Here is a 20,764-nt window from a genome sequence, read left to right as displayed (position 1 = left end):
TGCTTTGCTCTGCCTGACTTTCCAGCAGGACAGTTTATCAACTGTCCACTCGCTCTGGTAGAAGAGCAGCTGGCTCAGAGCCAGCAAAACCAGCGCTGACGACGCTCCAACGGGGCACTGCGCAGGAACTCGACCAGCGGCGGCAGCTTCAGCAGCAGGGAGGTGATGGGCAGCACGTGGCCGGAGCGCAGGTGCAGCCGCACGTAGGCGTACGGGCTCCAGAACAGTTGCTCCGATTTACAGGTCACGTACTCCACGCGTACCAAGTCACTTTTGCCAAACGGAATACGGATAGCGCCCTCGTACACTTCCAACTGATTGTGCTTGGGGTCGAAAACCAAAGTGGTATGCTGGTTACGGGCGTAGTAGGCCAGATGCAGAAGGAAAGCAGGTACAGAAAATCCGAGTATCACCGCTGCCAGGGCTACCAGCAACGTGAGCTCGAAGGTGGAAAGGGTAGGAGCATAGAGGAAAGAGCCCAAGAAGGGCAAACCCACGCCCAGGCACAGCAGGGGCCAGAACAACAGCTGGAACTGGCGCAGCCCGCCAGGCCGGTACACCTGGCTTTTGCGGCGGAACAAGCCCGTAACCAGCCGCAGGCCAATAATAAGTGCGCCCACAAGCGCCGCTATTTCCAGCAGAGGGCGCAGAACAGAAAAGAGCTTCATGCAAAAACTAGCGGCGCGGGTATTGGCGAGAAAAATACAAGAGACGGGAAGAGAGGCTAGACTGTGTGGACATTCACTAGGTAAAGAACGTCATGCAGAGCGGAGCATCTCGCGTGCTGACGTCTGAATCGTATAGCAACGTCAGCACGCGAGATGCTTCGCTCCGCTCTGCATGACGTTCTACTTCGTGTCTTTTGTCAAATGTCCACGCAGCCTAGGCCGTTAGCAGAATCCAGGGCTCATCGGCAGCGTGTTCCCGCAGCCGGCCAAAGGCCTCCAGGGTTAGGCCATATTGTCCGAACACGGCCTGCGCGGCTTCCCAGCTGCCGGGCTCCACGCACACCAGTAGGCCGCCGGAAGTCTGCGGGTCGCAGAGCCAGGCGCGCTGTTCGTCGGTGATGGGGCCTACTTTGTGGCCGTAGGAGTCCCAGTTGCGCACGGTGCCGCCCGGAATGGCCTTCTGCTGGCGGTACTGCTCGGCCTCGGGTAGGCGGGGCACTTTCGTAAAGTCGATTTCGGCCGTGAGGTTGCTGCCCTCGCACACTTCGGCCAAGTGGCCCAGCAGGCCAAAGCCGGTTACGTCCGTCATGGCCCGCACGCCGGGAAGTTGGCCCAGCTCCGTCCCAATCTTGTTGAGCTGCATCATGCTCTGGGGCGCAATGTGAGCGTGCTCCGGCTGCAGAATACCTTTCTTCTGGGCCGTCGTCAGCATACCCACACCCAGGGGTTTGGTGAGGTACAGCTCGCAGCCGGCCGTGGCCGTATCGTTCTGCTTCAGGTTGTCGATGGCGAGCAGGCCCGTGACGGCCAGCCCGAAAATAGGCTCCGGCGAGTCGATGCTGTGGCCGCCCGCCAGCGGAATGCCCGCCTCCTGGCAAATGCTACGGCTGCCCTCAATTACCCGCCGGGCCACCTCAGGCGCCAGCTTGTCAATGGGCCAGCCCAGCACGGCAATGGCCATTACCGGCCGCCCACCCATGGCATACACGTCGGAAATAGCGTTGGCCGAGGCAATACGCCCAAAGTCGTAGGCATCATCCACGATGGGCATGAAAAAGTCGGTGGTGCTGATGATGGCCTGCCCACCCCCAATGTCGTACACGGCCGCGTCGTCGCGGGAGGCGTTGCCTACCAGCAGCTGCTCGTGCTGGGGCTGGGGCAGACTGGTGTGCAGAATCTGGTCGAGTACCTTGGGCGCAATCTTGCAGCCGCAGCCCGCACCGTGGCTGTATTGAGTAAGGCGAATATCGGCGGAAGCGTCGGGAAGGGTCATAGAAAGCAAAACGGAAAGCAACGATAAAACAGGAAACCTACAAGGCCCAGGCGGCGCGTTGGAGCACCACACGGTAGCCGTCGGGGTCTTCAAAAGTGCAGCCTAGCTGGTCCCAGTACGGGTTGTAGGAGGCAACGGGCGCAAAGCCGGCTGCTCTCATACGGTCTACGGCTTGCTGCCACTCGGCGGCGTTGGGCAGGTAGAATACCAGCAGGTTGTCGGCGGTTGGGGCGCGGCCTGCCGGGTGGCTTGGCTGGTGGGTGAACTCCAAGTGGTAAGGGGCCTGCGGATGGCCCAACATTACCCCATCGAAGCCATTATGCCCCGTGAAGGCCGCCAGCTCCGTGAGGCCCAGCCCGTCGCGGTAGAAGCGCAGCAAAGCCGGCAGATTATCGGTGGGGCGGGCTACGCGCAGCTTGGCAATCATCAGGCGTCGGATTATAGATTTTGGGCGGCCCGCAGCACCAGCGCGGCGTTTTCAGCCGGATCGGAGGTGTGGGATGCCACGCGCACGAAGGGTCGGCCTTCCAGCCCGTGCAGGTAGGTCCGGTCGTAGTAATCCAGCACCAGGCTCACCATTTTGGGCATATCATCGTCGCCAATGGCAGCCAGGGCTTCGCGGGTGGCCAAGCCGCCCAACCGCTTCCGGATGCGCAGGATGGAAGTTGCCAATGCCGCCGGGTCGTGGCGGCCGTACTCCTCAGCCAGTTTCTGCACCCGCACTTCCCGCGGGATTTCCAGCAGCAGCAACGGAGCCTGGCGCATCTGTTCGTAAAAACCACTGGAAAGGTGAACCGCCCCAATTGTCCGGCTTTCGTCCTCCACCCAAGCGGAAGCAGCTACCGGCAACGCTTCCAGGGCCGCCGCCAGGTTGTTCTCAAACTGCTCCTGGGTTGGTTGCTCGGGTTGGCCAAGGCTGCCAAACGCCGAGCCTTTGTGGTGGGCCAAGCCTTCCAGGTCTAGTACCGGCTGGTCCTGGGCCATTAATTGATGCAGCACATTGGTTTTGCCCGAGCCCGTGAGGCCACCCAGCACCCACAGGGGGTGAGGCTGCTCCAGGGAGGCCAGCACACCCCGGCGGTAGTCTTTGTAGCCTTTATCGAGGAGCTGCACCTCAAACCCGGCCAGCTCCAGCAGCCACTGCACTGCCCCGGAGCGCATGCCGCCCCGCCAGCAGTGCACGCGCACTTGCTTGTGCGGGGCCACCTTCTGGGCCAGCTTCACCAGTTGGCTCATCTTCGGCCCGAAAAAATCGAGGCCCAGCAGCACAGCCCTATCTTGGCTGATCTGCTTGTAGGTGGTACCGATGCGGGCCCGCTCCTCATCCGAAAACAGCGGAAAGCTCACCGCCCCCGGAATATGGCCGTGGGCGTACTCAATGGGCGCGCGCACGTCCAAGACGGGCACCTCGGCAGCACCCTGCAGAAAATCGGAAAGCGGAATACGCGGCACGGGAAAGGGGTAAGATGGTGAAATGGTGAGTAGTGAAATGGTGAGTTTGATGTTTTGACGGCGTATCTGGCGCAAGTAGGGCGTCAACCTCACCATTTCACCACTCACCATCTCACTTCAGCTGCCGCCGGTAAAGCTGAATGGTGTTTTCCAGACCCAGATACAGTGCATCACAAATAAGGGCGTGGCCGATACTGACCTCTTGCAGCCCCGGCAAGTGCTGGTGCATGTAGGCCAGGTTGTCCAGGTCCAAGTCATGGCCGGCATTGAGACCCAGGCCCAGCTCTTGGGCTAGCAGCGCGGCTTCGCGGTAGGGGCGCAGGGCGGCTTCAGCACCGGCGTGGTACTGGCGGGCGTAGTCTTCGGTGTACAGCTCAATCCGGTCGGTGCCGGTGGTAGCGGCGGCCCGCACCAGCTCGGCCACGGGGTCGAGGAAGATGCTCACCCGGCAGCCCAGGCCTTTGAGGTCGGCCACCACTTCCCGTAAGTAGTCCTGGTGTTTTATCGTGTCCCAGCCGGCGTTGGAGGTAATGGCGTCGGGCGCATCGGGCACCAGCGTAACCTGCTCGGGGCGCACTTCCCGCACCAGGTCCAGAAAATCGGGGGTAGGGTTGCCTTCCACGTTCAGCTCGGTGGTTACCACGTCTTTCAGGTCGCGCACGTCCTGGTAGCGGATGTGGCGCTCATCGGGGCGCGGGTGTACCGTAATACCCTGGGCCCCAAACCGCTCACAGTCACGGGCCGCTTGTAGCAGGTCGGGACGATTGTGGCCCCGGGCATTTCGCAGGGTGGCTATTTTATTGATATTTACGCTGAGCTTGGTCATATTCTGGAACGGCGCTACGGGTGAGTACGTGGTCAAAGATACGTAGCCCCAACAGCGTTGGTCGATTTTAGTTGAAGTAGCTATGGTAGCCCAATTTCCCGTTTCTATTCGTCCCGCGCTGGGGTTTGGCCTGCTGCTGCTAGCCGTTATTCTTATTGAATGGCTGATAATTCGGCAGCCGGTTTTTACACAGAAGCCGCTGCTGCCGGCCGCCGTTAGCTTCGATGTGCTGGTGGGGCTGCCGGTGCTGTTTTACCTGCTGATAGCGCGGCCCTACCGGCTGCCGGTAAGCACCGTGGCGGCGGCTTTTGTGGCGGCTGTGGCGCTGGGCCACTGGCTGATTCCGGGCCCGCAGCAGCAATACGTACGCTGGGCCGGGCAGGCGTTGGGCGCGGTAGAAGTTCTCACATTTACGCTGACGCTGCTGAACCTGCGGCGGCTGCAGCGAGCTTACCAGGCCGCCCGCCCGCACACGCCCGAAGTGGCGGAATGCCTCACCGCCGCTTTCCGGCAGGTGTTTGGCCGGCCAATGGTGCCGCTGGTGTTCGAGCTGATGCTGTTTTACTACGCGCTGCTGAGCTGGCGGGCCCAGCCGGTAGTGTCCGCAGGCAGCCGGGTGTTCACCAATTATCAAAACTCGGCATGTACGGCTTACCTAGGTACGGTAGCCTTGCTGTCGGTGGCGGAAATGGGCGCGCTTCATCTGCTGCTGGTACGCTGGTACCCGCTGGTGGCCGGAGCTGCGCTGGTCCTGCACCTATACGGGTTACTGCTGCTGCTGGCCCACGCGCGGGCGGTACGGCTGCTGCCCGTGCAGCTCACCGCCGACCAGGAGCTGGTAGTGCGGGTCGGGTTTTTCTGGACGGTGCGGCTGCCCCGCGCGGCGCTACTCACGGCCCAGCTGCTGCGCGATACCCCGGCGCCGGCCCCGGGCCGGCTGAATCTGGCCCGGCCGCTGCTCACGCCGCCCAATCTGCTGCTGGTGTGCGCCTCCCCTCAACCCGTAACGGGCCCTTACGGCCTGGGCCGCACTGCCTGCGAGCTGGCTTTGTACGTAGATGATGCGGCGGGTTTGCTGGCAGCCCTGGCGCTGCCCCCTAACTCGGCCGGTGGCCCCGTATTCGGGAATAAGCCGTAATCTTGCACCTTCATTATCCCCCCATTCCTATGGCTCTGAAAGAAACCATCGACGCCGATATCAAGAAGGCTATGTTGGCCAAAGATAAAGTGCGTCTAACGGCTCTGCGCAGCATCAAGTCGCAGATTATGCTGGCCGAAACGGCCGAAGGTCAGCACGGTGCAGCCCTCACGCCCGATGCCGAAATGAAGCTGTTGACCAAAGCCGCCAAGCAGCGCCGCGAAGCTGCCGACATGTACCAGAAACAGTTTCGCTCCGACCTGGAGGAAATAGAGCTGGCCGAGTTGACTATTATCGAGGAATACCTGCCCCAGCAGCTCTCCGAGGCTGATTTGGTAGAGAAGCTGGTGGGTATTATCCAGCGCGTGGGTGCTACCGGCCCCTCCGACCTGGGCAAAGTAATGGGCGTGGCAGCCCGGGAGCTGGCCGGCTTAGCCGATGGCCGAGTAATCTCTCAGACAGTAAACAACCTGCTGAACAACACCAATCTGTAAGGCCTGAAAGCGAAGCGGTGCGTGCCGGACAGTAGTCGGGCACGCACCCCTCCGCTTTAGCGCCTCCCTCTCCAATGTCCACCCTCGACATCCTTTTACTGATTCCGTTGGGCATTGGGGCCGTGCAGGGGTACCGGCGCGGGCTGGTGCTGGAGGTGGCTTCCTTGCTGGCTTTCGTGCTCGGCGCAGTAGGAGGGCTAGCTCTGCTGAATGATGCTATTCCGCTGGTGCGCCACTACGTAGGCGATGCTTTCGGCTTGCTGCCTCTGGTATCATTCGTGCTGGTGTTCACTGCCATTGTGTGGGGAGTACACCTGCTCAGCGGGTTCATCAGAACGGCCGTGCACCTTACCCCGCTGGGCATGCTCGATAACCTGGGCGGTGCGGCCAGCGGGGTACTCAAGTGGGTACTGGGCCTGAGCCTGCTGCTGCACGGGGTAGGGTTGGCCGGCCTGCAGTTGATATCTCCCCAGCTAGTGGCCGACTCGCAGGTGCTGCCCGTGGTGCGGGAGGCTACGCCCCTTGCTCTGAGTGCCGTAGCCTTCGTAATGCCCTTCGCCGGCACGCTGCTTAGCCGCCTGCGAGAGGTGTTTTAGAGAAGGCTACTCTAGCTGCCAGCTTCGTTACTAAATATTATGCGTATTCTGCTGCTGGATAACTTCGACTCTTTCACGTACAACCTGCTGGATTACCTGCGGCAGCTGGGGTGTGAGGTAGAAGTTCGCCGCAACGATGCGCCTCTGGCCGAACTGCGCCAGCTACCATTTGACGCGCTGGTACTATCACCGGGCCCCGGTACGCCGGCAACAGCTGGTAATTTACTGGCCGTTATTGCGGAGTACCACGCACAAAAACCGATACTGGGCGTGTGCTTGGGTCACCAGGCTTTGGGTGAGTTCTTTGGAGCGTCGGTGCAGCGGGGGCAACGGCCTATGCATGGCAAAGTATCGGAGGTAGAGTGGACCCAACCGGACGTACTTTGGCAGAATCTGCCCGCCCGTATGCCCGTTACCCGCTACCATTCTCTGGTGCTGCAGCAGTTGCCGCCCTGTCTGGAGCCCTTGGCCTTTACTATCAGTTCGGCCCCCGAAATAATGGCCCTACGGCATCGTACGCTGCCTTTGCACGGCGTACAGTTCCACCCTGAGGCCTTGCTCACACCCCACGGACTGGCACTTCTGGGCAATTGGGTCAAGAATTGTATCATTGCACAGCCCGCGCCAGCTCCGGCCGGCGGGCGTATTCCCTAGCAAAGATGGAGCTGCAGATCAAGGAAAAAAATGGATTTCAGTACGTGGATGAGGGTACCGGTGAGGTGCTGCTGCTACTACACGGCCTGTTCGGAGCGCTTAGCAACTGGCAGGATGTGGTGCAGCAGTTCAGCCTGCGCTACCGGGTAGTTATTCCACTGCTGCCCATTTACGACATGCCTCTACTGAAGGCCGGCGTACCCGGCCTGGTTGGTTTCGTGGAGGATTTTTTAGCTGAAATTGCCCTCACAGAGCCCTGTACGGTGCTGGGAAACTCTTTGGGGGGCCATATTGCTCTGGTATACACTCTGCAAAACCCCACGCGGGTGCAGCGCCTGGTACTCACGGGCAGTAGCGGCTTGTTTGAGGATGGCATGGGGGGCTCTTTCCCCAAGCGCGGCAACTACGGCTACGTGCAGGAGCGAGTAGCCTATACCTTCTATGACCCCGCCGTGGCAACGCAGGAACTGGTGGATGAGGTGTTCAGCGTGACAAACTCCAATGCCAAATGTCTGCGCATTATCAGCATTGCCCGCTCAGCCCAGCGCCATAACCTGGCCAAGGAACTACACAAAATTCGAGTACCCACTTTACTGGTGTGGGGCCTCAATGATACCATTACCCCGCCAGTAGTAGCCCATGAGTTCAACCGCCTGATGCAGAGCGCAGAGTTGCGCTTCCTTGACCATTGCGGCCATGCCCCCATGATGGAGCGCCCACGGGAGTTCAACCAGTTGCTTACTAAATTTCTGGAACGCACGGCCGCTTCAGTACCCACGTCGTAATATGTGCTGACTCGGTTGGTGCAACCTCTGGGCTGCTTTCTCCGCTCTTCTACTTTGTTACGAAGGCAGATAGTGGCCCAAAAACCTTTTGCAGGTGTTCTGGCTTGTATTGCCCCACCTCCGAGCTTCGTCCCGCTTTTCGCCTATTCTCCGATGAATTCCATTCTCGCCGAAGATTTACTGAATCAAATGATTCCGCCGCTGAAGGTGACGGACTCAACGGAAAAGGCTGCCCGCTGGCTGGAGGAATTTCACGTGGGCCAACTTCCCGTGCTCGATGACCGTCAGTACCGGGGCCTCGTAACGGAATCGGACCTGCTGGACCGGGAAGGAGTGGAGTGCCTGCTGGGGAGCTTGGCCCTCAACTATACCGATGTGCATGTGCAGCACGACCAGCATTTCTACAACATCATTGAGCTAGCCGTCCAGAACAAAGTTCAGTTGGTGCCAGTGCTGGATGCGCAGCATGAGTACTTAGGTGTGGTAACCGTAAGCGACACGCTGGCCGCCTTTGGTAAGGTTCCGGTAGCTACCAGTCAGCAAGGGATTATTGTACTGGCTATGGAGGAGCGAGACTACTCACTCACGCAAATCAGCCGGTACGTAGAGGAGAATAACGCCAAAATTATGAGCGCCCACGTAGCCCAGGACGAGCACGACCCCTACCGCATTCGTCTTACGCTCAAGCTCAATACGCCCAATATTACCCGCATTATTGCCACGCTGGAACGGTTCGGTTATTCCATCACGGCCCAGTTTAGCGGTACTGGCGAAGTAAGTGAAGACGAGCAGGAGCGCTATAATGCCCTGCTGCGCTACCTGAGTATTTGAGCTGGTAGGGGAGGTGCTACTGTCCGTATTGTTTCTGGGGCTGGGAGAAATTTCCCATGTCGCATCGGTTACGCAGCCACCACGGAGGCTTGTGTCCGCAGTGCAACTACCTGACTCTGTTCGCCGGTCCACAGCCGATAGCCTAATCCAGGCACAGTGCGCTGGATACTCCACATTGCGGGTCGGCCGCATTCTGTTTGTCGGCAACAATAAAACTAAAGAAGTTGTCTTGCGGGCTGAGCTTGATTTTGAGGAAGGCGATACGCTAGGCTCTGCCAGCCTAAGTCGCCGCCTCGAAACTAACCGCCGCCGTCTGTACAATCTGCAGTTGTTCCACCAAGTGCTGGTACAACCTGTCTGCCGAGACGGGGAGCTGACAATTTTATACAGTGTACAGGAGCGGTGGTACATTTTTCCCATTCCCATCTTCTCCCTGGCCGACCGTAACTTTCGCTCCTGGCTTGACCGCTCCGACCGGGCAAAACGGGTCGACTATGGCGTACATGTAGTGCACCGCAATTTCCGGGGCCGTAATGAGCAGTTGCTGGGAAATTTGCAGCTGGGCTTCAACCGCAAGTATGAGCTCTTTTATGAGGCTCCCGGGTACGGCCGCCGACGGCGGATTGGCTTTGGGGCCGGCTACTCCTACTACCGTAGCCGTGCCCTCGACTACGTCACCATAGATGATCGGCTCCGTAACCTGCGCCAACAAAGCGGTTTTCCAATTGAGCGTCAGTATGCCACGGCTGGTATCCGGTGGCGCCGAACAGTACAGCACCTAACAGCCCTTGATGTTTCCTACCATCGGGAGCAGGTGTCAGATTCTGTACTGTATTACAACCCTCGGTACTTTCTGCATGGGCCCCGGCGGCAGTACATGGAAGTTAGCCTTATAAGCACCCTCAACCAACGCAACACCTTCGCCTACCCGCTCACAGGGCAGTATGCGCAAGTGGGAATTTCGTACCGCGCATTTCTGGATAACAGCAACCCTGGTATCCTGACGTTACGCGGCCGCTACGCTCGTTACGTCGCCTTGGGTGGCCCGTTCTACTACAGCGTAGGAGCTACTGCCCAGCTTCGTTTTGCGCGGGCTTTGGCTTATCCCGATAGCCGGGCCTTTGGATATGATGTGCTGGTACGTGGCTACGATGCGTACGTAATAGAGGGCCCACACCTGGGCCTGTTGCAGCAGGGCATCACTTACCGCCTCTTCGACCTTGGCAAGCTGCAGGTAGGCAGCTTGCGCAGCTCCCGTTTTAATGGCATCCCGCTGGCGTTTTATTTAAATACCTTTGTCGATGCAGGATACGTCCGGCAGCCTGCCGTATTACGCGGCAACCAACTCCCTAACCGCCTGTTAGCATCCGCCGGCGTTGCACTTCACCTGGTTACGTACTACGATTGGGTATTCACGCTGGAATACGCCCGTAATCGGGAGCAACAGGGTGGCTTCTTCTTTCGCACCCAGTTTCCCATCTGACCCCTTCTTGCGCGGTAGTCAGGTTATGTTTTTGTTATGAAAATAGCCATTCTGGGAAAGCCCTTTGATGAGCAGCAAACTGCTTTCATGCAGGAAATGATGGATGACTTGATTCGCCGCCAAGCGGACATAAGTATCCTGGAATCCTTTCATGAGTATCTAAGCCAGCACATTCAGCTACCTGAAGGTATAAGCACCTTCCGGCGCGGCGACTCTCTCGCTGGAGCACGCTTCGTACTCAGTATTGGCGGCGACGGAACGCTTCTGGATACCATCACCTACGTAGGACCACTGCAGATTCCCATCCTAGGTATCAACACTGGCCGGTTGGGCTTTCTAGCCACCATTTCCCCCGATAAGATTGCCCAAGCTATAGACGCCCTCTTTAAAGGCCACTTCGTGCTGGAAGACCGGAGCCTGATTCGGGTAGATACCGATCCTGATACTTTTGGAGATATTAACTTCGGACTCAATGAGTTCAGTATTTTGAAGCGCGATACTTCCTCCATGATTGTAGTGCACACTTACATTGATGGTGAGTACTTGAATTCTTATTGGGCCGACGGTCTTATCGTATCCACGCCTACCGGCTCCACCGGATACTCTCTGAGCTGCGGCGGACCCGTGATGCTCCCGCAAACAAACAATTTTATCATTGCTCCCGTATGCCCTCACAATCTGAACGTACGGCCCCTTATTGTATCGGATCGGAGTGTGATTTCCTTTGAAATTGAAGGGCGCAGTAACAATTTTTTGCTCTCCCTTGACTCTCGTTCCAAAACAGTAGAAGCCAGTATTCAGATTGCTGTTCGCCGTGAAAACTTTAATGCTCGCCTGGTAAAACTTAACCACGTTAACTTCCTGAGTACCTTGCGCAGTAAGTTGAACTGGGGCCTTGACCGACGGAATCCGTCCGGAATACCAGTTTAGGTATATAGTTTTCTGTTAAACCTTTTTTAAGTTCCCGGCATCTTCTACTTTTGTCACTCACTGCGACCGTGCCCATACCGCTACTTCGCCCTTTTTCAGACCGATATTTTTAACCCTCGCTCAATATGAAGCAACTCTTGACTCACACTTTGGCCTTGTTGCTAGTCCTCGCGCTGGTAGCGTCGGAGGCAAGTGCACAGCAGTTTAGTAAGCGGAAGCAGTACAACTCGGTTGGCCTGACGCTGAACGGTATGGCCTATTTTGGCGATATTACTCCCAAGCCCAGCATTCCAAGCTTCCGGCCAGGTGCCACCCGCCCGAACGTTGGCTTGTCTATTACTCGCCGGTTCGCTCCCCGTATTTCGGCTCGTGCCGCACTAGCCTATGGCCGTATTACCGGCGACGACGCCAAAGCAGCTGACCAGAATGATGGAGATGCTAAGTTTCGCTACAACCGGAACATGAACTTCCGCAACGATATCCTGGAATTCTCAGCAACCGGCATCTTTGATTTGATTGAGAACCGGAACAATTACATCAAGCGTCCAGACTTCGTTCCTTATCTATTTGGGGGTGTTGGCGTGATTCGCCACAACCCCAAAGCCCTCGTTGGCAGCGATGCTACTAACTTGTCTTCCGGCTCATACGTTGCTCTGCAGCCGCTCAGAACGGAAGGTCAATCGGAAGGCTACAGCCTTACTCAATTCGTTATTCCCTTCGGCGCGGGTGCCCGCTATAAGCTCAACAAAAGCTTTGACGTAGGTATCGAGCTGGGCTTCCGTAAAACATTTACCGACTATCTTGACGACGTAAGTGGCAATTATGTAGCCAGCCGTGACGTTTTGCAGTCGGATGCTTCTAAGTACTTTGGCTGGGACATCACCCGTGAGCTGCCCGGCACTTATACAGAGGCGCAACAAGGCGGTGAAATGCGTGGCAAAAGCAACGAGAAAGACTGGTACTCTACGTTGGGTATCTCTGTCAACTACATCCTCGCCCCCCGAGTTCGTAACCCCAAATTCAGATAGTCAGTTTAGCTGACTGTCTTTTACTCAACAGTCAGCCTAATGACAAAGTCGTTTCCCTTTCAAATGCTCCTTATCGGCTCTGTGTCGATAGGGAGCATTTTTTTTGCCCATGTCACCGCCGCTCAGAATACCAGTGAAATAGGTATCGGGTTAGGAGGTTTATCTTATAAAGGAGAACTGTCGCCTTCCTACCAATTTCGCAATAACCGACCCGCAGTAACTGCCTTCTACCGCAAGGATATTTCGGCCCCGATAACACTGCGGGCAAGTGGTCTATTTGGAATGCTACGAGCCGACGACCGGAACGTGAAAGGAGTGAATGGGGGAATTACGCCCCAAGCCGCATATCGGGATGCCAGTATGAAGGGCAATCTAGCAGAGCTGGGCGGCGGTATAGAATACAACTTCTACGATTATCATAACCGGAAAGACAAGGTTCATTTTACACCATATGTGTTCGTCGGTCTGGCAGGGTTCTTCGCAAATCCTAAAACGAGGATTCAAGTAGAAGGACTAACAGCAGAACAAAATGAAACGCTGCAGGACAATATAAACAAGGAAGGCAGCATCGTTAATTTATCCGTTCCAATGGGGCTGGGCTTCAAATACGCACTATCTACGCACTGGAATTTTGGCCTAGAAGCTGGTGCCCGCAAAACTCTTACTGATAACCTAGACCATATTGATGGAAAATCGGGTGGGCAGGATGACCGTATAGGTAACCCGCACGACCAGGATTGGTACTTCTATAATGGGCTAAGTATTTCTTACACTTTCTACAAAATCCGCTGCCCCGATGAGAGTCAGGGGAAGAAGAAAAAGGGTCGCTAGCCGCAGCCACTCCATTTACACCGCCCCCAACATACTAAATGTTGGGGGGCGGTGCGTATTTTAGCCGGTATAGCGCAAGCACTTATCAGGCAGAGGGGAATGCAACCATTTGCGTAACTTGCGGCCTCTTTACGCAAAAGGTACTAATGGCCGTCCGGTCCGAACTTGATTCTCAGAACATACCCGCTCACGTAGCTGTCATCATGGATGGCAATGGTCGTTGGGCGAAGAAGAAAGGCGGTTTACGCATCTTCGGTCACCAGAGTGCCATTACGGCCGTGCGGGAAACCGTGGAAGTTGCCGCTGAAGTAGGGGTGCGCTTCTTGACGCTTTACGCCTTTTCCACCGAAAACTGGTCGAGGCCGGCGCATGAAGTAATGGCCCTGATGCAACTGCTGGTACACACCATTCGGCAGGAAACGCCCACATTGCTGAAGAATGGCATCAAGCTGCAGTCCATCGGGCAGATTGAAAACTTGCCGGCTTCCTGCCAGAAGGAGTTAGCGGAGGCTATTGAGCTCACGAAAGGCGGTACCCGCACCACGCTGCTGCTGGCCCTCAGCTACAGCGGCCGTTGGGACCTTACGCAGGCCACAAAGCGGATAGCGGTAGAGGTAGCTGCGGGCCGCTTACAGCCTGAGCAGGTAACGGAGGCTACCGTGGCTGGGTTTCTATCGACGGCGGGTATTCCTGATCCTGAACTGCTGATTCGTACTAGTGGCGAGCAGCGCATCAGTAATTTTCTATTGTGGCAGTTGGCCTATACGGAACTGTTTATTACCGATTTGCTGTGGCCGGATTTTCGGCGGGAGCATTTTTATGATGCTCTGCGGGCGTACCAGCAGCGGGAGCGTCGGTTCGGTAAAACCAGTGAGCAGCTAACCGTTTCGTAATTCCAGAACATGCGTTCTTCTTATCACAAGTTACTTCCGGCAACTGCACTAGCCTTAGCGTTAGGTACTGCCTCGGCTCCAGCTGCCTTTAGTCAGACTCAAGCGCCCTCAGCTGAGGGCGAGCAGGGCCAGCGTTATACGCTGGGCGGCATCACTATCAGTGGCGCACGTTACCTGGACCCCAATACCCTGATTGGCTTGACGGGGCTGAAAATAGGTGACCCAATTACCATTCCCGGCGAGGAAATTGGACGGGCCATTCGGAAATTGTGGGACCAAGGCATCTTGGGCGACGTGAGCGTAAGCATTGCCCGCGTGGAAGGTGACCGGGTATTCCTGGACTTCAACCTGAAAGAGCGCCCCCGGTTGTCCAAATTTGAGTTTACCGGTATTGGCAAAGGCCAAGCCGATGAGCTGAAAAACAAAATCAAGCTAATTCGGGGGAAGGTGGTTACGGACGCGCTGCTGAGCAACACCCGTTCCCAGGTACGCAAGTTCTACACCAACAAAGGCTTTCTGGACGCCAAGGTGAATATTGTGCAGAAGCCGGATTCGGCCCTGTCCAATAGCGTAGTGCTGCTCATCAACGTTGATAAGGGCGACAAAGTCAAGATCAACGAAATTGTGTTTGAGGGCAACACCGCCTTCAAGGACAGCAAGCTGAAAGGCAAGTTCAAAAAAACCAAGGAGAAGAAGTTTCCCAAGCTCTTCAACTCAGGTAAGTATCAGCCCAAGGAATTTGCTGATGACAAGCAGAAGCTTATTGACTTCTACAACAGTGAAGGCTACCGGGACGCGGTTGTTGTATCCGACTCCTTGTCTCGGGAGGGTGATGGCCTGCGCCTGACGGTGAAGGTGGATGAGGGGCCGAAGTACTACTTCCGCAACATTACCTGGAAGGGCAACTACCTCTACGACGATAAAACCCTGGCCTCTGTGCTAGGTATTCGGGAGGGCAGCGTGTACAGCAAGGAAACCCTGGACAAACGGCTGAACTATAATCCTACGGGACAGGATGTGTCGTCGTTGTACATGAACGACGGCTACCTGTTCTTCCAGATTGAGCCGGTAGAAACCAAAGTGGAGGGCGACTCGATTGATATTGAGATGCGCGTGACCGAAGGTGTGCAGGCCCGTATCAAGGATGTGAACATTGCCGGTAATACCAAAACCTCCGACCACGTAGTGCGTCGGGCATTGTATACGCTGCCGGGCGAGAAATTCAGCCGGGAGAACCTCATCCGCAGCCAGCGCGAAATTGCCACGCTGGGCTACTTCGACCCCGAGAAGATTGGCCTGAACCCTGTGCCTAACCAAGCCGATGGTACCGTAGACATCAACTACACCGTGGAGGAGAAACCTTCCGACCAAATTACGCTTTCGGGTGGCTGGGGTGGTTATGCTGGCTTTATCGGTACGGTTGGGCTGGTGTTTAACAACTTCTCCCTGCGCAAAGCCGGTACGCTCCGCAACTGGACGCCCGTACCGGCCGGGGACGGGCAGCGCCTGGCCCTGAACGTGCAGGCCAACGGCTTGCAGTATCAGGCCTATTCCTTCTCGTTTACAGAGCCCTGGCTGGGCGGGCGCAAGCCCAACTCCCTGTCGGTGAGCCTGACCAAAACGATTTACCGCCTCGGCACCAACTTCGATGCCGAAACCGGAAGCTTCCTGAAAACCAACGGGGGGAGTGTGAGCTTAGGCCGCCGCCTGCGCTGGCCCGATGACTACTTTACGCTGAGCAATGCCATGTCGGTAACGCAGTACAAGCTGCAGAACTACACGGCCCTGGGTACCAACTTCTTCCCTACGGGGACCGGTAACGCCACTAACGTAACGTTCAATACTACCCTGTCGCGCAATAGCATCGATAACCCTACGTTTACCCGTCGGGGCTCCTCGTTGTCGTTGAGCGTGAACCTGACGCCGCCTTACTCCCTGTTCCCGGGCTCCCACCCCAGCGTGAACGAGTGGGTAGAGTTTCATAAGTGGATGTTCGATGCCTCGTGGTTCTCGCCGATGGTGGGCAAACTGGTACTGAATACGCGGGCTCACTTTGGATTCATTGGCAGCTACAATAGTGCCCGTCCTATTGGCCCATTTGAGCGGTTCAAGCTCGGTGGTTCAGGCCTGGGCTACGGTGGATCCAGCAACTTCATAGCCGGTACCGAATACGTGGGCCTCCGCGGTTACGCCGACCCCAACGAAGCTGATGCACTGCCTCCATCCCGCCAGAACTCGGCCGGGGGCGTGGTGTACAATAAATTTGTGATGGAAATGCGTTATCCCGTCAGCCTCAACCCAGCGGCTACGGTGTACGTGCTGGGCTTCGCAGAAGCGGGTAATGCTTTCGAGCAGTACGCTACCTACAACCCTTATAAATTGTACCGCTCGGCGGGGATAGGGGCCCGGATTTTCATGTCGGCATTCGGTTTGCTAGGCTTCGATTACGGCTGGGGCTTCGACAAAGTGCCAGTGGCCACCCCTGGTCAGAAGCAGGAAGCCGGCCGATTCCATTTTATCATTGGTCAGCAGCTCCGCTAACCCTAGCGGCGTTGCGGGCCATTCATCTTCCCTCTTATCTGTATGAAAAAACTGTTTTCGGGAGCAGTAGCTCTGCTGGGGCTGATGTGGATGATGCTGGCACCGCAGGCGGCGCAGGCCCAGAAGTTCGGCTATGTGGATTCGGAGTTTATTCTGAGCAAGATGCCCGCCTACACTCAGGCGCAGCAGGAGCTTAACACGCTGTCGGGCAACTGGCAAAAGGACATCGAAACCCAGAAAAAGGATCTGGATAAGCTGTATCGGAATTATCAGGCCGAAGAAGTGGTTCTCACAGAGGCCATGAAGAAAAAGCGCCAAGACGAGATTCTGAAAAAGGAGCAGGATATTAAGTCCTACCAAAACAAAATCTTCGGCTTCGAGGGTCAGCTTTTTAAGAAGCGCCAGGAGCTTACCAAACCCGTGCAGGATAAGGTATTTGAGGCCATCGAAAAGGTGGCCAAAAAGAAGCAGCTGGCTATCATGTTCGATAAATCCGGCGACCTGACTATGCTGTACACCAATCCCGTGCATGATTACACGGAATTTGTACTGGAAGAATTGGGTTTAGCATCTGAGGAGCGCAACCAGCCGGCTCAGAAGGGCACGGTGAAAACAGTGGCTACTCCCGCGGCTCCGTCCGGTGATGGTGCCGTGGAGGAGGAACCCGTAGCTGGCAAGCAGCCCGCCCGTCCGGCCGCACGACCTTCTACCCGAAAGAAGTAACTTTACGCATCTAACTCTCTGACTTTTCCCTTTTTGATGACCACCATGAACAAGTTCCGCGTTGCGCTGGCTGCTGCCGCCCTTACCTTCACCACGGCTACGGTTTCAATGGCACAAACGGCTGCACCGCTGAAAATTGGCTACACCAGCGTGGAGTATGTGCTGAGCCAGATGCCCGAAAGCAAGCAGATTGAGTCGCAGCTGAAAGATTACAGCACCCAGCTTAAGAATCAGCTGGACGCCAAGCAAACCGATTTCCGCACCAAGCTGGAGGCCTACCAGAAAGGCGGACAGGCCATGCCCGACCCTGTGCGGGCCGACAAGGAAAAAGAGCTGCAGAACCTGCAACAGTCGATGCAGGAGTTTCAGCAGAACGCGGAAGCCTCCTTGCAGCAGAAGCAGCAGGCGTTGCTGAAACCGGCCCTAGACAAGCTGCAAAAGAACATTGACGCCGTAGCCGAGGAAAACGGCTACACCTACATCCTGAACTCGGACGGTGCCAGCCCCGTGCTGCTCCACGGCCCCAAGGATGGCGACGTGTCGGATCTGGTGCTGAAGAAAATGGGGGTTACGCCCGGTGCCGCCGCTCCGGCTGCCAAAGTAACTACTCCGGCTACTGCGGCCCCTTCGGCTGTTCCAACGGCCACCAAAACCAAAACGAAGACCAAGAAATAAGGCTCCACAGTCTTGTTTGAGTTGAATTCTGGCGCAGCCGGGGCATTAGCTCCGGCTGTTGCTGTTTTATAGAAACCCAGCCTGGATGCTGGAATACCTAGTGAGTTGACTGTATATCCCCATGTTGGAGCAGGAAGAATACCCGGAGCAACCCATTTTTTCGACTGCTGCTGCGCCCATGTCGGATGCGGAGTTGGACGACGATAGTGAAGGCAGTGACGAATTGTATGAGCACCACCGCATCACGGCCGATAAGCGCCAGGAGTTGCTGCGCTTGGATAAGTTTCTGCTGAACCGCTTGCCGGCTACCTCGCGCACCCGCATTCAAAACGCCATTAAGGCCGAAGCCGTGCAGGTGAATGAGCGGCCAGTAAAGTCCAACTACCGCGTAAAACCCGGCGACACCATCACTATTACTTTGCCTGAGCCACCTCGGGAATTCAAGGTTGTGCCGGAGCCAATGCCGCTTGATATCCGGTACGAGGATGCTGAGTTACTGCTGGTGAATAAGCCGGCTGGGCTGGTGGTGCATCCGGCTTTTGGCAACTGGAACGGTACACTCGTGAATGGGCTGGCTTACCATCTGCAGAACCTGCCTACCGGCCGCAACGGCGAAATCCGTCCGGGCTTGGTCCACCGCATTGACAAGGATACGTCAGGGCTGCTGGTAGTTGGTAAAACCGAATTTGCCATGACGCACCTTTCCAATCAGTTCTTCCATCATACCATTGAGCGAACCTACCTGGCTTTGGTGTGGGGCGTACCCAAAGAGCCAGCCGGAACCATCCGGGGCCATATTGGGCGCAGCCTCAAAGACCGGAAGGTGCAGGCCGTGTACCCGGAGGGCGACCAAGGCAAGCACGCCGTCACGCACTATAAAGTGCTACAGTCATTCGGCAAAGTAGCCCTCTTGCAGTGCAACCTTGAAACCGGCCGCACCCACCAGATTCGGGCGCACATGAAGCACATCGGGCACCCCCTGTTCGGGGATGCCACCTACGGCGGCGACCGAATCGTGTATGGCCAGCGTACGGGCGCTTATAAAGTCTTTGCCGAGAAAATGCTAGAGCTAATGCCCCGTCAGGCACTTCATGCTAAGTCATTGGGCTTCGAGCACCCAACGACCCGGGAGTTCCTGCAGTTTGAGGCGGAACTACCGGCCGATTTTGAAGCGTTGCTGGCTGCCTGGACTCAGCACACTACCGAGCATCCGTAGCGCTGGCAGAGGCTCCGTAAAACGCATAAAAAAAGGGTCCGCTACTCAATAGCGGACCCTTTTACTTTATTGCCAGTGCAATTACTTGCGCTTCACTGGCGCCTTAGCGGGTGCTTTGGCAGGCTTGGTAATGTCAGACACGGCGGTTTTGGCCTGCTGGTCGTTGGGGTCCAGCGCCAGGGCCTGCTGCCAGTAGGGAAGCGCGGTGGTCTTGTCGCCTTTCTGGTAGTAGTAGTAGCCCAGGTACTTGTTGGCCTCAATCAGGCCGGACTTGTACTTGCTGGCATCCTCGGCGGCAGTGGCTGCCTTGATGTACTGCTCGTAGTAAGGCTTCGCCAAGCCCTGCTTCGAGTCCTTGTCTTGGTTGGCATTAGCCCGGGCCCGCATCTGGTAACCCGGGATGTAGTTCGGGCGCTCCGTCACTACTACCCCGTACAGGCTATCAGCCTGCACATACTGGCCGTTCATCTCGTAAGCCCGGCCCAAGTATACCTTGTCCGTCAACTCACCGCCCTTCGTAGCCGCCATACGGGCTTTCAGGGTGCTAATGGCGTTGGGGTAGTCCTTAGCCGCCAAGTAAGCCTGCGCCAGTTCGTTCTGAAGTTCTGAAGCCTTCTTGGGGTCGGCGTCAATGGCTTTCTTGATGATGGCCGCACCTTCGCTGGTTTTGCCACCCTTGATCAGCATCTTGCCGTAGTACACGTTATCCTCGGTGATAACCTTGTTATCGGCTTGAGCCACTTGCAGATACTTCTGCATGGCGGCCAATGCCTCATCATTTTTACCAGTTTCATACAGGCTGTAAGCGCGCAGACGGTTCATGGTGAGGTTGTTGGGGTCTTTAGCCAACACTTTATCCACTTCTACCAGTGCCTCCGGGTATTTCTTGGTCAGGTACAGGAAGGAGGCATACTTGGCATCCGTGTTCGACGACTTCTCAGCCAAAGAAGAATACTTCTGGAACTGCGCCAATGCGTCGTCATAACGGCCTGCGAAGTAGTACGTTTCGGCCAGTGCGTTATAAGCCGGAGCGTAATTCGGGTCGATGCTGATGGCCTTGTCGAAGTTGGTCTTAGCTTCGTTATAAGTACGGGCGCGCATGTTCAACTGACCCTTGCGTACGTACGCTTGTACGTTGTTAGGGTCGGCCAAAGAAGCACGCTCGTAGCTGTTCATAGCCTCGCCGCCACCTGTCTCGCCTTTGAGGTAAATGTCACCACGAGCAATCATCAGTGCTGGGTCGTCTTTACCGCCTTTGTTCAGCTTCTCACCGGCGCTTACATACGAAAGAGCCTTGCCAGTGTCTTTGATGTTTGATTCAGCATACGCTTGGGCAATCATCGTGTACACCTTCTGATCTTTGCCTTTAGAGGCCTTCACCGCATTGTCAAACTGAATTTCAGCTTCAGCGGTTTTGCCTTGGGCCAGGGCAGCACGGCCGGCTGCTACCAGAGTCATCGGGTCTTTCTGGTTCAGCGAAACCCGGTTGAAATAATAAGCAGCTGAATCGGGCATTTCGCGCATTTGGTAAAGGCGACCCAATTCATAATTGGTTTCATTAGACTGCGGAGCACGCAGCAGAGCAGCACGGGCCTCGCTGTAGCGTTCCAACTCAAGAGCTTTTTGAGGGCTGGTCTGAGCAAGAGCGGCCGAACCGGTAACGGACAAAGCGGCGAGGAGCGTGAGCTTCCAGGGCTTGAGGTTCATGAGCAAAAGGTTAAGTGAAA

21 protein-coding genes are annotated in these 20,764 nt (G+C 56.5%); 15 read left to right on the top strand and 6 right to left on the bottom strand.

What is annotated here, in order from left to right:
• Nucleotides 1–74: 74 nt before the first annotated feature.
• The 5 genes from ROI90_RS11020 to ROI90_RS11000 form a co-directional block, all read right to left on the bottom strand.
• On the bottom strand, nt 75–668 hold the full coding sequence (locus ROI90_RS11020; RefSeq protein ID WP_315998397.1) for a hypothetical protein: 594 nt from the start codon (nt 666–668) through the stop codon (nt 75–77).
• A gap of 214 nt (nt 669–882) precedes the next feature.
• The gene (gene selD, locus ROI90_RS11015; protein ID WP_315998396.1) at nt 883–1,941 is read right to left on the bottom strand and encodes a selenide, water dikinase SelD; all 1,059 of its coding nucleotides are present in this window, start codon (nt 1,939–1,941) and stop codon (nt 883–885) included.
• Between the two features lie 37 nt (nt 1,942–1,978).
• Nucleotides 1,979–2,368: a VOC family protein gene (locus ROI90_RS11010; RefSeq protein WP_315998395.1), complete on the bottom strand. Its 390-nt coding sequence runs from the start codon at nt 2,366–2,368 to the stop codon at nt 1,979–1,981.
• A gap of 11 nt (nt 2,369–2,379) precedes the next feature.
• Nucleotides 2,380–3,393, bottom strand: a complete 1,014-nt coding sequence (gene mnmH / locus ROI90_RS11005; RefSeq protein WP_315998394.1) for a tRNA 2-selenouridine(34) synthase MnmH — start codon at nt 3,391–3,393, stop codon at nt 2,380–2,382.
• A 112-nt stretch (nt 3,394–3,505) separates the two neighbouring features.
• Nucleotides 3,506–4,219 (bottom strand): pyridoxine 5'-phosphate synthase, encoded by a 714-nt coding sequence (locus ROI90_RS11000; RefSeq protein WP_315998486.1) that lies wholly within the window; start codon nt 4,217–4,219, stop codon nt 3,506–3,508.
• Between the two features lie 82 nt (nt 4,220–4,301).
• On the opposite strand from ROI90_RS11000, the gene ROI90_RS10995 reads away from it, so the two are divergent.
• The 15 genes from ROI90_RS10995 to ROI90_RS10925 all read left to right on the top strand — a co-directional run bounded on the left by ROI90_RS10995 (nt 4,302) and on the right by ROI90_RS10925 (nt 19,037).
• Complete coding sequence (locus tag ROI90_RS10995; protein ID WP_315998393.1) at nt 4,302–5,357, top strand: hypothetical protein; 1,056 nt, start codon at nt 4,302–4,304, stop codon at nt 5,355–5,357.
• Between the two features lie 29 nt (nt 5,358–5,386).
• A complete protein-coding gene (locus ROI90_RS10990) occupies nt 5,387–5,851 on the top strand; it encodes a GatB/YqeY domain-containing protein (RefSeq protein ID WP_315998392.1) in 465 nt (154 codons plus the stop codon).
• A gap of 74 nt (nt 5,852–5,925) precedes the next feature.
• The gene (locus tag ROI90_RS10985) at nt 5,926–6,447 is read left to right on the top strand and encodes a CvpA family protein (protein WP_315998391.1); all 522 of its coding nucleotides are present in this window, start codon (nt 5,926–5,928) and stop codon (nt 6,445–6,447) included.
• Nucleotides 6,448–6,486: 39 nt separating this feature from the next.
• Nucleotides 6,487–7,101 (top strand): anthranilate synthase component II, encoded by a 615-nt coding sequence (locus ROI90_RS10980; protein WP_315998390.1) that lies wholly within the window; start codon nt 6,487–6,489, stop codon nt 7,099–7,101.
• A gap of 5 nt (nt 7,102–7,106) precedes the next feature.
• A complete protein-coding gene (locus ROI90_RS10975; protein WP_315998389.1) occupies nt 7,107–7,886 on the top strand; it encodes an alpha/beta fold hydrolase in 780 nt (259 codons plus the stop codon).
• Nucleotides 7,887–8,039: 153 nt separating this feature from the next.
• Nucleotides 8,040–8,717, top strand: a complete 678-nt coding sequence (locus ROI90_RS10970) for a CBS domain-containing protein (protein WP_315998388.1) — start codon at nt 8,040–8,042, stop codon at nt 8,715–8,717.
• Between the two features lie 13 nt (nt 8,718–8,730).
• Nucleotides 8,731–10,200, top strand: a complete 1,470-nt coding sequence (locus ROI90_RS10965) for a POTRA domain-containing protein (RefSeq protein WP_315998387.1) — start codon at nt 8,731–8,733, stop codon at nt 10,198–10,200.
• Between the two features lie 36 nt (nt 10,201–10,236).
• Nucleotides 10,237–11,130: an NAD kinase gene (locus ROI90_RS10960; protein WP_315998386.1), complete on the top strand. Its 894-nt coding sequence runs from the start codon at nt 10,237–10,239 to the stop codon at nt 11,128–11,130.
• A 125-nt stretch (nt 11,131–11,255) separates the two neighbouring features.
• Complete coding sequence (locus ROI90_RS10955) at nt 11,256–12,158, top strand: DUF6089 family protein (protein ID WP_315998385.1); 903 nt, start codon at nt 11,256–11,258, stop codon at nt 12,156–12,158.
• Nucleotides 12,159–12,197: 39 nt separating this feature from the next.
• On the top strand, nt 12,198–12,989 hold the full coding sequence (gene porG, locus ROI90_RS10950) for a type IX secretion system protein PorG (protein WP_315998384.1): 792 nt from the start codon (nt 12,198–12,200) through the stop codon (nt 12,987–12,989).
• 146 nt (nt 12,990–13,135) lie between these two features.
• A complete protein-coding gene (locus ROI90_RS10945) occupies nt 13,136–13,882 on the top strand; it encodes an isoprenyl transferase (RefSeq protein WP_315998383.1) in 747 nt (248 codons plus the stop codon).
• 9 nt (nt 13,883–13,891) lie between these two features.
• Nucleotides 13,892–16,423 (top strand): outer membrane protein assembly factor BamA, encoded by a 2,532-nt coding sequence (gene bamA / locus ROI90_RS10940; protein WP_315998382.1) that lies wholly within the window; start codon nt 13,892–13,894, stop codon nt 16,421–16,423.
• Nucleotides 16,424–16,465: 42 nt separating this feature from the next.
• The gene (locus ROI90_RS10935; RefSeq protein WP_315998381.1) at nt 16,466–17,146 is read left to right on the top strand and encodes an OmpH family outer membrane protein; all 681 of its coding nucleotides are present in this window, start codon (nt 16,466–16,468) and stop codon (nt 17,144–17,146) included.
• Between the two features lie 36 nt (nt 17,147–17,182).
• Entirely contained in the window at nt 17,183–17,821 is a 639-nt protein-coding gene (locus ROI90_RS10930; RefSeq protein ID WP_315998380.1) for an OmpH family outer membrane protein, read from the top strand.
• A 178-nt stretch (nt 17,822–17,999) separates the two neighbouring features.
• Nucleotides 18,000–19,037: an RluA family pseudouridine synthase gene (locus tag ROI90_RS10925; protein WP_315998485.1), complete on the top strand. Its 1,038-nt coding sequence runs from the start codon at nt 18,000–18,002 to the stop codon at nt 19,035–19,037.
• A gap of 81 nt (nt 19,038–19,118) precedes the next feature.
• Here ROI90_RS10925 and ROI90_RS10920 read toward each other — a convergent pair whose 3' ends face one another.
• A complete protein-coding gene (locus ROI90_RS10920; protein WP_315998379.1) occupies nt 19,119–20,744 on the bottom strand; it encodes a tetratricopeptide repeat protein in 1,626 nt (541 codons plus the stop codon).
• Nucleotides 20,745–20,764 lie beyond the last annotated feature (20 nt).

Source organism: Hymenobacter endophyticus, from assembly GCF_032464715.1.
GTDB classification, from domain to species: domain Bacteria; phylum Bacteroidota; class Bacteroidia; order Cytophagales; family Hymenobacteraceae; genus Hymenobacter; species Hymenobacter endophyticus.
Note: the sequence above shows the minus strand (reverse complement) of the source record. Positions and strands in the feature narration are given on the sequence as shown.

Excerpts from the sequence above, each read along its gene's own strand:
- ROI90_RS10925 (WP_315998485.1), top strand. The coding sequence starts at position 18,000 with ATGTCGGATGCGGAGTTGGACGACGATAGTGAAGGCAGTGACGAATTG.
- ROI90_RS10955 (WP_315998385.1), top strand. The coding sequence starts at position 11,256 with ATGAAGCAACTCTTGACTCACACTTTGGCCTTGTTGCTAGTCCTCGCG.
- ROI90_RS11010 (WP_315998395.1), bottom strand. The coding sequence starts at position 2,368 with ATGATTGCCAAGCTGCGCGTAGCCCGCCCCACCGATAATCTGCCGGCT.
- ROI90_RS10970 (WP_315998388.1), top strand. The coding sequence starts at position 8,040 with ATGAATTCCATTCTCGCCGAAGATTTACTGAATCAAATGATTCCGCCG.
- ROI90_RS10935 (WP_315998381.1), top strand. The coding sequence starts at position 16,466 with ATGAAAAAACTGTTTTCGGGAGCAGTAGCTCTGCTGGGGCTGATGTGG.
- bamA (WP_315998382.1), top strand. The coding sequence starts at position 13,892 with ATGCGTTCTTCTTATCACAAGTTACTTCCGGCAACTGCACTAGCCTTA.
- porG (WP_315998384.1), top strand. The coding sequence starts at position 12,198 with ATGACAAAGTCGTTTCCCTTTCAAATGCTCCTTATCGGCTCTGTGTCG.
- ROI90_RS10930 (WP_315998380.1), top strand. The coding sequence starts at position 17,183 with ATGACCACCATGAACAAGTTCCGCGTTGCGCTGGCTGCTGCCGCCCTT.
- ROI90_RS11000 (WP_315998486.1), bottom strand. The coding sequence starts at position 4,219 with ATGACCAAGCTCAGCGTAAATATCAATAAAATAGCCACCCTGCGAAAT.
- ROI90_RS10990 (WP_315998392.1), top strand. The coding sequence starts at position 5,387 with ATGGCTCTGAAAGAAACCATCGACGCCGATATCAAGAAGGCTATGTTG.
- ROI90_RS10980 (WP_315998390.1), top strand. The coding sequence starts at position 6,487 with ATGCGTATTCTGCTGCTGGATAACTTCGACTCTTTCACGTACAACCTG.
- ROI90_RS10995 (WP_315998393.1), top strand. The coding sequence starts at position 4,302 with ATGGTAGCCCAATTTCCCGTTTCTATTCGTCCCGCGCTGGGGTTTGGC.
- ROI90_RS11020 (WP_315998397.1), bottom strand. The coding sequence starts at position 668 with ATGAAGCTCTTTTCTGTTCTGCGCCCTCTGCTGGAAATAGCGGCGCTT.
- ROI90_RS10960 (WP_315998386.1), top strand. The coding sequence starts at position 10,237 with ATGAAAATAGCCATTCTGGGAAAGCCCTTTGATGAGCAGCAAACTGCT.
- selD (WP_315998396.1), bottom strand. The coding sequence starts at position 1,941 with ATGACCCTTCCCGACGCTTCCGCCGATATTCGCCTTACTCAATACAGC.
- ROI90_RS10975 (WP_315998389.1), top strand. The coding sequence starts at position 7,107 with ATGGAGCTGCAGATCAAGGAAAAAAATGGATTTCAGTACGTGGATGAG.
- ROI90_RS10945 (WP_315998383.1), top strand. The coding sequence starts at position 13,136 with ATGGCCGTCCGGTCCGAACTTGATTCTCAGAACATACCCGCTCACGTA.
- ROI90_RS10985 (WP_315998391.1), top strand. The coding sequence starts at position 5,926 with ATGTCCACCCTCGACATCCTTTTACTGATTCCGTTGGGCATTGGGGCC.
- ROI90_RS10920 (WP_315998379.1), bottom strand. The coding sequence starts at position 20,744 with ATGAACCTCAAGCCCTGGAAGCTCACGCTCCTCGCCGCTTTGTCCGTT.